The 12373-nt window shown below is 43.9% G+C and carries 2 protein-coding genes, 3 rRNA genes and 1 pseudogene; all 6 read right to left on the bottom strand.

Annotated elements, in window-relative coordinates; genetic code table 11:
* Positions 1-74 precede the first annotated feature (74 nt).
* The 6 genes and pseudogenes from tcuA to mngB all read right to left on the bottom strand — a co-directional run bounded on the left by tcuA (position 75) and on the right by mngB (position 12346).
* The gene (tcuA, locus tag QF028_RS30310) at positions 75-1589 is read right to left on the bottom strand and encodes an FAD-dependent tricarballylate dehydrogenase TcuA (protein ID WP_429472616.1); all 1515 of its coding nucleotides are present in this window, start codon (positions 1587-1589) and stop codon (positions 75-77) included.
* Positions 1590-1814: 225 nt separating this feature from the next.
* Positions 1815-1931, bottom strand: a 5S ribosomal RNA gene (rrf, locus tag QF028_RS30305).
* A gap of 76 nt (positions 1932-2007) precedes the next feature.
* A 23S ribosomal RNA gene (locus tag QF028_RS30300) occupies positions 2008-4943 on the bottom strand.
* Between the two features lie 203 nt (positions 4944-5146).
* Positions 5147-6696, bottom strand: a 16S ribosomal RNA gene (locus QF028_RS30295).
* The 16S, 23S and 5S rRNA genes sit together here, the layout of an rRNA operon.
* 679 nt (positions 6697-7375) lie before the next feature.
* Positions 7376-9475, bottom strand: a pseudogene (locus tag QF028_RS30290) (transglycosylase domain-containing protein); the annotation flags it as partial.
* 258 nt (positions 9476-9733) lie between these two features.
* Positions 9734-12346 (bottom strand): mannosylglycerate hydrolase, encoded by a 2613-nt coding sequence (mngB, locus tag QF028_RS30285; protein ID WP_429471291.1) that lies wholly within the window; start codon positions 12344-12346, stop codon positions 9734-9736.
* Between the last annotated feature and the right edge of the window lie 27 nt (positions 12347-12373).

Raw genomic sequence — 12373 nt, 5'->3', positions numbered from 1 at the left:
TAATCATTAAAGTACAGTCTTTACATTTAATAGAAGCATCTGCCTGGGGCATGGCAGATGCTTTTTATTGTGATTTATGAAATACTTATCTTTTCTTTAGAATAATTGGCAGCTGATGTACCAGCTAATTTTCCAAAAACGGCTCCTGACATTAATCCTGACCCACCTGGATAATTTTTGTAGAAGATGCCACCGACCATTTCACCAGCAGCGAATAACCCAGCTATAGGTCTTCCTTCTTGGTTTAAGACCTCTCCTTCTGGATTTACATGTAATCCGCCAAAAGCAAAGGTAATACCACAAGTAACTGGATATGCATAAAAAGGAGCTTGGTCGATTCGTAATGCCCAGTTTGTTTTTGGCGGAGTAATTTCAACTGTTCCTTTTCCGTCCTTCACTGTTGGATTATAGTCTCCTTCTTGAACTGCCGCATTAAATTCTGTTATCGTTTTTAAAAATTGTTCTTTATCAACTGACATCAATTCTGCTAATTCTTCAAGACTATCAGCTTTATAATAAGTGGCTTCTTCTAGATTGTATTCCTTTCTAAGCATCGGACGTACTTGAGCATCAAAAAGTTGGAAAGCAGAATGACCAGGCTGTTTTAAGACTTCGCGACCATATTTTGCATATGTGTAGTTCCGAAAATCTGCCCCTTCGTCTACAAATCTATTTCCCTCATTATTAATCAAAAGACCAAGAGGAAATGAAGATTTTTTAAATATATCACCAGGCTTGTTAAAGTCACCAAATTTAGGAGCATTATAATCTGTTCCAATCGAGTGACAGCCATTCCACTCACCATATTTTTGCGCACCAACTGCTAAAGCCATAGTTATTCCGTCTCCAGTATTATATTCAGTCCCTCTTACAATCGCGGATTCCCATTCTTCTCCTAGATGTTCACTTCTCATTTTTTTGTTCGCTTCAAAACTACCACAAGCTAAAATTACACTAGACGTATTGATTGTAGTCACTTTCTCGATTTGTTCTATTTTAATGCCAGTAATATTTTCATTATCAGTTACTAACTCGATTGCCCGCGAATTATACCAGATATCAATCCCGATTTTTTCTGCTCTATCAAAGAGCCTTTTTATTAAACCAACGCCCTTATCTTCAGTTTTAATTGGAAGTCCACCCCAAAAATGACGTTTACCATCTTGTACGAAGGATTGATTTTCGTAATTTAATTCAAATTTAATTCCATGATTATTTATCCATGAAAGTGTTTCATAAGATTTAGCAATAAGCTGATTTGCTAGTACAGGATCACTATTTCCGTCTGTTACTCGCATTAGATCATTATAAAAGTCAGATTGAGTGTATTCAGGCATTACGATCTTTTCTGCTTCCTCATCCGTTATATCAGGTATTATTCTTCTTATGTTTTCTAACTTATTGTAAGCAACACGAATCGCTCCATCTGTAAAAAATGAATTTCCTCCGCGCTTTTCTACTGGCCCGCGCTCTAAAACAAGTACTTCAGCACCATTTTCCTTTGCCGCAATCGCTGCACACAAAGCTGCATTCCCTGCCCCAACTACAACTACATCATAATTTCGTTTATCCACGTTTACCCCTCCTATTAGTCATGTGTTTCCTTAACTAAATAGTACGGTATAAACAGCGATTAATAAAATATCGTTATTTGATTGTATTCCATAAATAATATTTATGGCTAGCCTTCAAAAGGATAAACAATCTGTGAGACGTACTTAGAGCCGCTTGAATAAGGCCCTAATCATCTAAAAACAAATTAGTTTCTCCACATAACAAAAAGAACAACCCAAAAATGAGTTGTTCTAAGATATGCCTGGCAACGTCCTACTCTCACAGGGACGCGTGTCCCAACTACCATCGGCGCTGAGAAGCTTAACTTCCGTGTTCGGTATGGGAACGGGTGTGACCTTCTCGCCATTGCTGCCAGACTATTTAATTGAGGAATCATTCCCTCAAAACTAGATAATGCAGAAGAAGTTTGTAAAAATTAGTATGCCTTATAAATTGGTTAAGTCCTCGAACGATTAGTATCAGTCAGCTCCACATGTTACCACGCTTCCACCTCTGACCTATCAACCTGATCATCTTTCAGGGTTCTTACTAGCTTGCGCTATGGGAAATCTCATCTTGAGGGGGGCTTCATGCTTAGATGCTTTCAGCACTTATCCCGTCCGCACATAGCTACCCAGCGATGCCCTTGGCAGAACAACTGGTACACCAGCGGTGCGTCCATCCCGGTCCTCTCGTACTAAGGACAGCTCCTCTCAAATTTCCTGCGCCCACGACGGATAGGGACCGAACTGTCTCACGACGTTCTGAACCCAGCTCGCGTACCGCTTTAATGGGCGAACAGCCCAACCCTTGGGACCGACTACAGCCCCAGGATGCGATGAGCCGACATCGAGGTGCCAAACCTCCCCGTCGATGTGGACTCTTGGGGGAGATAAGCCTGTTATCCCCGGGGTAGCTTTTATCCGTTGAGCGATGGCCCTTCCATGCGGAACCACCGGATCACTAAGCCCGACTTTCGTCCCTGCTCGACTTGTAGGTCTCGCAGTCAAGCTCCCTTGTGCCTTTACACTCTGCGAATGATTTCCAACCATTCTGAGGGAACCTTTGGGCGCCTCCGTTACTCTTTAGGAGGCGACCGCCCCAGTCAAACTGCCCACCTGACACTGTCTCCCACCCCGATCAGGGGTGCGGGTTAGAATTTCAATACAGCCAGGGTAGTATCCCACCGACGCCTCCACCGAAGCTAGCGCTCCGGCTTCTCAGGCTCCTACCTATCCTGTACAAGCTGTACCAAAATTCAATATCAGGCTACAGTAAAGCTCCACGGGGTCTTTCCGTCCTGTCGCGGGTAACCTGCATCTTCACAGGTACTATAATTTCACCGAGTCTCTCGTTGAGACAGTGCCCAGATCGTTACGCCTTTCGTGCGGGTCGGAACTTACCCGACAAGGAATTTCGCTACCTTAGGACCGTTATAGTTACGGCCGCCGTTTACTGGGGCTTCGATTCAGAGCTTCGCTTGCGCTAACCCCTCCTCTTAACCTTCCAGCACCGGGCAGGCGTCAGCCCCTATACTTCGCCTTGCGGCTTCGCAGAGACCTGTGTTTTTGCTAAACAGTCGCCTGGGCCTATTCACTGCGGCTCTTCGAGGCTATTCACCTCAAAAAGCACCCCTTCTCCCGAAGTTACGGGGTCATTTTTGCCGAGTTCCTTAACGAGAGTTCTCTCGCTCACCTTAGGATTCTCTCCTCGCCTACCTGTGTCGGTTTGCGGTACGGGCACCTTTTATCTCGCTAGAGGCTTTTCTTGGCAGTGTGGAATCAGGAACTTCGGTACTAAATTTCCCTCGCTATCACAGCTCAGCCTTCGCGAGAAGCGGATTTGCCTACTTCTCAGCCTAACTGCTTAGACGCGCATATCCAACAGCGCGCTTACCCTATCCTCCTGCGTCCCCCCATTGCTCAAACGATAAAGAGGTGGTACAGGAATATCAACCTGTTGTCCATCGCCTACGCCTTTCGGCCTCGGCTTAGGTCCCGACTAACCCTGAGCGGACGAGCCTTCCTCAGGAAACCTTAGGCATTCGGTGGATGAGATTCTCACTCATCTTTCGCTACTCATACCGGCATTCTCACTTCTAAGCGCTCCACCAGTCCTTACGGTCTAGCTTCAACGCCCTTAGAACGCTCTCCTACCACTGACATCAGAGATGTCAATCCACAGCTTCGGTGATACGTTTAGCCCCGGTACATTTTCGGCGCAGAGTCATTCGACCAGTGAGCTATTACGCACTCTTTAAATGGTGGCTGCTTCTAAGCCAACATCCTGGTTGTCTAAACAACTCCACATCCTTTTCCACTTAACGTATACTTTGGGACCTTAGCTGGTGGTCTGGGCTGTTTCCCTTTTGACTACGGATCTTATCACTCGCAGTCTGACTCCCACGGATAAGTCTTTGGCATTCGGAGTTTGTCTGAATTCGGTAACCCGATGAGGGCCCCTAGTCCAAACAGTGCTCTACCTCCAAGACTCTTACTACGTGAGGCTAGCCCTAAAGCTATTTCGGAGAGAACCAGCTATCTCCAAGTTCGATTGGAATTTCTCCGCTACCCACACCTCATCCCCGCACTTTTCAACGTGCGTGGGTTCGGGCCTCCATCCAGTGTTACCTGGACTTCACCCTGGACATGGGTAGATCACCTGGTTTCGGGTCTACGACCACATACTCATACGCCCTATTCAGACTCGCTTTCGCTGCGGCTCCGTCTCTTCAACTTAACCTTGCATGGGATCGTAACTCGCCGGTTCATTCTACAAAAGGCACGCTATCACCCATTAACGGGCTCTAACTACTTGTAGGCACACGGTTTCAGGAACTATTTCACTCCCCTTCCGGGGTGCTTTTCACCTTTCCCTCACGGTACTGGTTCACTATCGGTCACTAGGGAGTATTTAGCCTTGGGAGATGGTCCTCCCTGCTTCCGACCGGATTTCTCGTGTCCGGCCGTACTCAGGATCCACTCAGGAGGGAACGAAGTTTCGACTACAGGGTTTTTACCTTCTATGACGGACCTTTCCAGATCGCTTCATCTACCCCGTTCCTTTGTAACTCCATGTTGAGTGTCCTACAACCCCAAGAGGCAAGCCTCTTGGTTTGGGCTATGTCCCGTTTCGCTCGCCGCTACTCAGGGAATCGCGTTTGCTTTCTCTTCCTCCGGGTACTTAGATGTTTCAGTTCCCCGGGTATGCCTTCCATACCCTATGTATTCAGGTAAAGATACTGTTCCATTACGAACAGTGGGTTCCCCCATTCGGAAATCTCCGGATCAAAGCTTACTTACAGCTCCCCGAAGCATATCGGTGTTAGTCCCGTCCTTCATCGGCTCCTAGTGCCAAGGCATTCACCGTGCGCCCTTTCTAACTTAACCTAAAAGGTTATTCTCTTACTTACATAAGAGAGAAAACTAAAATGGCATTGACTCGGTTCTTACATTGACTTCTTCATTACGATTATCTAGTTTTCAAAGAACGAAAGTATCTTGAGAGAATTGCACTCTCAAAACTAAACAAACAAGAAACGTCTATCAAACAAACTGTTTTGTCTGGCTCATATGTCCAGCTTTATCCTTAGAAAGGAGGTGATCCAGCCGCACCTTCCGATACGGCTACCTTGTTACGACTTCACCCCAATCATCTGTCCCACCTTAGGCGGCTGGCTCCTTGCGGTTACCCCACCGACTTCGGGTGTTACAAACTCTCGTGGTGTGACGGGCGGTGTGTACAAGGCCCGGGAACGTATTCACCGCGGCATGCTGATCCGCGATTACTAGCGATTCCGGCTTCATGCAGGCGAGTTGCAGCCTGCAATCCGAACTGAGAATGGTTTTATGGGATTGGCTAAACCTCGCGGTCTTGCAGCCCTTTGTACCATCCATTGTAGCACGTGTGTAGCCCAGGTCATAAGGGGCATGATGATTTGACGTCATCCCCACCTTCCTCCGGTTTGTCACCGGCAGTCACCTTAGAGTGCCCAACTAAATGCTGGCAACTAAGATCAAGGGTTGCGCTCGTTGCGGGACTTAACCCAACATCTCACGACACGAGCTGACGACAACCATGCACCACCTGTCACTCTGTCCCCCGAAGGGGAAATTCCTATCTCTAGGAGTGTCAGAGGATGTCAAGACCTGGTAAGGTTCTTCGCGTTGCTTCGAATTAAACCACATGCTCCACCGCTTGTGCGGGCCCCCGTCAATTCCTTTGAGTTTCAGCCTTGCGGCCGTACTCCCCAGGCGGAGTGCTTAATGCGTTAGCTGCAGCACTAAGGGGCGGAAACCCCCTAACACTTAGCACTCATCGTTTACGGCGTGGACTACCAGGGTATCTAATCCTGTTTGCTCCCCACGCTTTCGCGCCTCAGCGTCAGTTACAGACCAGAAAGCCGCCTTCGCCACTGGTGTTCCTCCACATCTCTACGCATTTCACCGCTACACGTGGAATTCCGCTTTCCTCTTCTGCACTCAAGTCCCCCAGTTTCCAATGACCCTCCACGGTTGAGCCGTGGGCTTTCACATCAGACTTAAAGGACCGCCTGCGCGCGCTTTACGCCCAATAATTCCGGACAACGCTTGCCACCTACGTATTACCGCGGCTGCTGGCACGTAGTTAGCCGTGGCTTTCTGGTTAGGTACCGTCAAGGTACCGGCAGTTACTCCGGTACTTGTTCTTCCCTAACAACAGAGCTTTACGACCCGAAGGCCTTCATCGCTCACGCGGCGTTGCTCCATCAGACTTTCGTCCATTGTGGAAGATTCCCTACTGCTGCCTCCCGTAGGAGTCTGGGCCGTGTCTCAGTCCCAGTGTGGCCGATCACCCTCTCAGGTCGGCTACGCATCGTCGCCTTGGTGAGCCGTTACCTCACCAACTAGCTAATGCGCCGCGGGCCCATCTGTAAGTGTCAGCCGAAACCGACTTTCAGCTTTTCCTCATGAGAGGAAAAGGATTATCCGGTATTAGCACCGGTTTCCCGGTGTTATCCCAGTCTTACAGGCAGGTTGCCCACGTGTTACTCACCCGTCCGCCGCTAACCAACAGGAGCAAGCTCCTGCAGGTCCGCTCGACTTGCATGTATTAGGCACGCCGCCAGCGTTCGTCCTGAGCCAGGATCAAACTCTCCAAGAAAGTTGATTAGCTCATTTTGTTACGTTGGCTCATGTTCCTCATATTAATAGAAGAAACACGATATTTTTTGTTTGTTTGCACGTTTTTGTTTGTTTAGTTTTCAAAGAACAATCTATCATGTCAGAAGCGACATTTATTATTATATCGAATCTCTGTTGCTATGTCAATATAATATTTTAATTTTTTTGTTCTCACTTTCAACGAATTTGACAGCCGTTAAAAGCAACTTCCCTATCATAACACCTTCATTTTACATATGCAACAGAAAGTTTTTCTTTTTTACGGAAAGTTCATTTTCTCAAAAACTATTTATTAAGATAACAATATCTTTCTTATTAAAGTCGACAACCAAAACCTAGTCCACTGCTAGAAGTCAGAGGATGAACATACAAAAATAATCGGGAAAACCCCTTAGGTCATAAGGATGCCCCTGAAAAAGTTCCAGTAAAAAAAGGCAGACACCCTTATATTAGTGAGGGTGTCTGCCTTTTTAGATTTAAAATTGAGTTATCTAATTCGACAAAACTCGGGTGGTGACAGGCACGAGATTTACGGTGCGTGCCAGGCTCTTGGATTAATGTTTCCCTTTTCCTTTTCCTTTTCCTTTTTCTTTTCCTTTCCCTTGATGATTTTTCCATTGCTCTTTTTGTTGTTTCGCTTCTTCTTTTTGCTTCTTCCCATTCCCACCATCTTCACTAACCTGTTTTTCTTTTTTAATAGTAGGTTTTGGTGGTACTTCCGCAGAATTGACCCCTTTAATATACAGTTCATTATTTACTCGATAGACACTGTTAGGCTCTTGAAAACGCGATGAATCTGTTCCAAATGACTGCATCATGGCTTTAAACATATACTGCGAAATTTTCTGCGTATTTGCGACCATATAATTACCATTACCATTTTGTGCGTATCCGGTCCAGACCGCCATTGTGTATTGCGGGGTATATCCTGCGAACCAGCTATCATTTGTCGCGTTGGTCGGGTATCCAAATTTAGCTCTAGTCTCTGCATCAAAATTGGTTGTACCTGTCTTCCCTGCAACATCTAGGTTAATGACATTCGCTGTTGTACCTGTCCCATCATTTACGACTGTGCGTAACATATCCGTCACCATATACGCTGTGTAATCCTGCATGACACGTTTTGATTTCTCCGTAAAATTCACTACTTTTCCATTCGGAAGTACCACTTTTTGGACAAAATGCGGTTTATTGTAGTTGCCGTTATTTCCAAAAGCACTGTAGGCCCCTGCCATGGCTAAAGGACTAACAGTATTGCTTCCAATCGCATAGGATTCATATACTTGGTTATCATTAAAAGTGATGCCGAGTTTTTCTGCAAAGTTCTTTGCCTGATCCATTCCAACCTCACGCATCGTAAGAAGAGCAGGAATATTATAAGATTTTTTCAGTGCACTCCGTATCGTCAGCATTCCGTGATATTGATGGTCCCAGTTGGAAATCGGCTCGCCGGTTGAATAGGAGGTATTCTGGTCATTGATTAGATGTGCAGTGGACCATTTCAAATTTTCAATCGCAGGACCATAATCAAAAATCGGCTTAAATGTTGAGCCTGGTTGACGTTTGATATCAACTGCAAAGTTGTTACCTAGAAATTCTGCTTTATAGTCGTTTCGCCCGCTGCCGATCGCCCTGACTTCACCAGTTTTGGTATCTAAAAAGACGAAAGCTCCCTGAAAACCTGCATCTGGATAGGCAATGATTTCATTGGTGTTCAACATTTTGTCTGCATAATCCTGTGCTTTTGTATCTAGAGTAGTATAGATAGATAATCCATCCTTACTGATGTCTACATCCTTCAGTTTACCCTTTACCTCTTTTACAACTGCATCTAAAAACGCTTCGTAAGGCATACTTTGTTGCGTGCTTTTTGGTACAAGTCCCTCAGTAACTGGAACTTTTGAAGCTTCCTGCATTTGTTTCTCTGTTATATAACCATCTCTAAGCATCGAACGTAAGACAATACTACGACGCTTTGTGGCTGCTTCTTTGTTTTCTGGCTTGGTCGGATCATAGTTATTCGGACTCTGCGGCAGTCCAGCTAACATGGCTGCCTGCGCGAGCGTCAATTTTTTCAAATCATTTGCTTCAATACCATAGTAACACTTTGCTGCAGCAGCTACTCCGTAAGAGCGGTTTCCAAGGTAAATTTTGTTTAAGTACATCATTAAAATATCGTGCTTGGAATATTTCTGTTCCAACTGATAAGCCAAGTCCCATTCTTGCACTTTTCGCTTTAATGTTTTCTCTGGAGTCAAAAAGGAATTCTTAATCACTTGCTGCGTAATGGTACTACCGCCCTGTGATCCGAAATCTCCGGTTAAGTTTACAAAAATGGCCTTGGCCGTCCTTTTGATATCGATCCCTTGATGCTCATAAAAATGGGAATCTTCTGTGGCAATAAACGCTTGCTCCAGCACTTTCGGAACTTGCTCATACGCAATTTTTGTTCGCTTTTCCTTCCCGTACTCATAAATAAAGTTTCCGTTCTCATCATAGAATTTCGTAGAAAGTGGATCCACTAGCTTAGAAGCATCCAAGTTAGGCGTATCCTTAATCATTGAAGCGAACGATATAGCTCCTGCTCCTGTCGAAACAAGTCCAAGTACGAGACAGACAATGATTACTTTTTTCAACAATGATCCTTTTCTCAATAATGATCCATTTTTCTTCGGTGTTCGCTGACTTCTTTGTTGATTCTGTCTTGCGTTTTCCGCTTGTTTTCGTTCCTCACGAGATTGATAGGTCTCTTCTGGCATTCTTCTTCTCTCCCATGTCTATTTATTGTTTCGCAAAGTTGATTTTAATGGAGGTATTATAAAGGGAAATTTCACCCTTACTTAAACTAATTATATAGTTTCGAAGGTAAACTCGATTTTATGAGGGATTTTGACATAACTTTTTATTCCAATTAGAGATCACCTTCATTATTGCAGAAAAAAAAGGAGATGGCGTTATTAAACCTTTCTCCTTTTAACAGACTATTAAGTTTGAAATAATCTCTTTCTTTAGTGGACCTAATAAAATAGTACTGTTTTTACTTGGTTTTGTTTTAATGACACGGTAAAGCTATTATTTTCTACTTCCATCGAAGCAATAGGGTTTTCATTCAAGTTACCTTCTTGTACTTGTTCAACTGAACGGTTAAGGGTAAATGATGAATGTCTTCCCTCCTCTGTCGGATTAAAGAAGCGTAGAACAAATTGGTCTTCCTTTTCCGCCTTTTTCAGTGTACTAAGCACGGATGTAGGACTCGTTTCTTGCAGCAAACTAAAGCATAATGGTGTCAGTACACCAGATGGATTTAGTTTCATCGCATTATACGGTATTTTATTATAGGTCTGAATTGGTGTAGTAAATTCCTTCGCTATCCTTCCTGTGTTTGCTGCAGTAACAGGGCCTCTATGCGTTGTAATCGCAAAGTCCAGGTTCAGCTTACCTTGCATTTGTGAGTCAGGTGTAGGCAGTTTAATACCAGAAGGACGTCCTGGTCTTCTTAGCATTTCTTCTTTTCCTAACACACCAACACTCCGAAATAGGGTAATTGCAATCGTATCATCATTTTTCCCAATGATTTCGTACTCCCGTGTACTGTTGGTTAACACGCTAACACCATGTTCCTGATCTGATAAGCCAACAAAAGAGAGCATTGGAAAAATTGAATCGGGACGCTCATCCCAATTTTCTTTTTCCCAGACATCCATCGCTGAATCATATACATCACGCTTAATGAATCCAAATTGATTGTCCGAAACGGAAACAGAAGATGCAATTCCCGTTGGAATCAAAGCACGAAGACGGTGATCCTTCGCTTGATTATCGATTTCTACGTTAACCTTTAAGACAGGCTGATGATTTGGAATCATTATGTTCCAATTAACCTCTACAAATCGGTCAATTGTATTGGTTTTTCGATTTTCTAAGGTGCCAGGTACTTCAAGCTTTAACTGAATATCAATCTGGGCTTGTAAGTCATTTTGGGCCATGTTTATTTTCGCTCCGGCATGATCACTGTAAATAAGTGTTTCATTTTGTAGAGGCGAGAAGTCGTATTCGTCGCCATCATCTCCGCCGTTTTCTAACAGCAGAACATTGTTAAATTCCTTTTCAAGCTGCTTATCCCATATTTTTAACGTCCCATTAGGATTTACGGAGACGATATAATAATCGGTTTCCACCGTTTCTCTCGCAGCAAGGGAATTCCCCATAGTGTTTTCTTCATTAACAACAAAGTAAGTTTTATACCCCATTGCAGGGATAGAATCTTTCAGTTGGACTATATATTGATAGAATGGATCGTAGTTACCATAGTGAACGATTTGACGGTCAATCAAGCCGGGATCCAATTCTTCTTTTTTCAAGACCTCAAATGGAATAGTGTTTCCGTCTGAATCCTCTAATGTAAAGAAAGGCAGCTTTGTAATCACGGTCGTCGTCACGACTTCATTCCGTTCATATGGAAGCAGGTTAAATGCTATTAAACGATCTTCCGTGCGATCCGTGTCAATTGAATCAGTGATTTTACGCTTGTAGTGTTCAATCAGTTGATCGGTTTTTTCCTCCGCCAAAAAGAATCGATTCATGATTTCACGGTGAACTTTATCGGAGCAGCAGCAGCCGATACTGTCATGGGCATGATTTTTCATGATTTCTTTCCAAATTAATTCAATCAAGCCATGATGATATTCAAACCCTAGTGAATAAGCAATCGATGCTAATGGTTCAAGGATGTTCGTGATTTTATTTTCAATTCGTGTATTCGCTGCTTTAATATCCATTCGTGTAGAATAAATACTTCTGTGAACTCGCATGTATTTTCCATCTAAAAATTCGCCTTGTAACGTTGGCAAGGATTGGTTTTTCTCAATTTCAGCAAATACATTTTCATATTTGCTTAGGAAGAACTCACGATCAGGGTATAACCGCTCTAGTTTTTCAATAATGGTAAAAATATTTTTCTGAATAGGCATTTGATCGTGACCATTTGGGAGAATAATATTTTCAGTCGTCGCTCCACGGTCAAGCACTGTAAAGTACTTATCAATGCGCTCCTGCAGTTTCTCCTCATCCTCAGGCAGATATTTACCGATCGCATATCCAAGTGGGAATAGCTGAACTAAGACTTTCGATCCCTCATCACTTTCCCAGTAAAATTCTGTCTTATCTGTACCGTGACGTTCGGATGTCCCACGCCAGAAAATAGAGTATTGAATATCAAAACCATTTAAGATTTGCGGCATTTGTGAGGATTGGCCAAATGAATCGGGCAAATAGCCAATCTTCATCGGTGAACCAAATTCTTCACTATCCTTTAATCCATAGAGTAGGTTACGAACAATCGATTCTCCGCCAACTACCATTTCATCTGTTTGTGTATACCATGGACCGATGATAAGTTTGCCTGCTTGGACGAGTTTTTTGACCCGTTCCCGATTTTGTGGTTTAACCGCAAAGTAATCTTCAAGGATTGAGGTTTGACCATCTAATACGTAATAGGGATAATCCGGATTCGTTTCAAGCATTTCTAGAATTTCTTCCATATTATTAACAAGTAAAATTCGAGACTCTTCTGTTGAAAAGTACCACTCTCTGTCCCAATGCATGTGGGGTACGATATGAACTTTTTTCATGATGTCCTCCAAATTTCAATGGTACCT

Origin of the sequence: Neobacillus sp. B4I6, assembly GCF_050434045.1 — a bacterium.
Classification (GTDB): domain Bacteria; phylum Bacillota; class Bacilli; order Bacillales; family Cytobacillaceae; genus Neobacillus.
Note: the sequence above shows the minus strand (reverse complement) of the source record. Positions and strands in the feature narration are given on the sequence as shown.